This window comes from Limnospira sp. PMC 1279.21, from assembly GCF_032349615.1.
GTDB classification, from domain to species: Bacteria; Cyanobacteriota; Cyanobacteriia; order Cyanobacteriales; family Microcoleaceae; genus Limnospira; species Limnospira fusiformis.
Genome location: NZ_JARPLU010000465.1, coordinates 1 through 769, shown reverse-complemented (window position 1 = coordinate 769; position 769 = coordinate 1). Strand labels below are relative to the sequence as shown.

At 46.0% G+C, this 769-nt stretch carries 1 pseudogene; it reads left to right on the top strand.

From position 1 onward, the window contains the following. Positions 1 to 211 precede the first annotated feature (211 nt). Positions 212 to 769 (top strand): annotated as a pseudogene (locus tag P5683_RS25455) (hypothetical protein); the annotation flags it as partial.

The window sequence follows — 769 nt, the reverse complement described above, 5'->3', positions numbered from 1 at the left end:
TACAAGCAAACCGACAACGTTCACGCCTTCAGCGCATACTCATGCTTGGGCTGACATTACGTCAGGTGTTCCAGCTACCGCTTCACGCTGGCCGTCTTGGGCTGAAGTGACTTCTAAACCTACTACGTTTACTCCTAGTGCTCACAACCATGCTTGGAGTGAGATAACATCTATCCCAGCGACTGCCACTAGGTGGCCTACGTGGAATGAGGTGACAGGCTCACCAACTACGTTCCCCCCAACACCGCATAATCATGATGCTTCTAATATTACATCTGGTATTATCGATGTTGCTAGACTCCCTGCTGCTGCGTTGATAGGGGATACCACATACTCAGCGGGTAGTGGTTTAACTCTTAGTGGTACTACTTTCAGTTTACCAGTAGCTACCTCTGGTAGCGGTACATTTGTAACCAGTATCACCCAAACCGCTAATGGTATCACCGCTAATCTGGGGACTCCCCCGAATACAACATATAGCGCAGGTACAGGTATATCGTTATCAGGTACAACCATTATTAACTCTGCGCCTCATCAATCCACTAACCTTTCTATTTCTGGTACAGGTGACACTCGAACAATTACAAGTTCTACTGGTACTGACGTAACTATACCTGTTGCTACAACTTCCACCGCTGGTTTAATGTCTTTGGGAGACAAGACTAAGTTAAATGGAATTGCTGCAAGCGCAAATAATTACGTTCACCCAACTACAGATGGTAATTTACACGTACCTGCCACTGGTACCACAAACAACGGTAAAGTACTA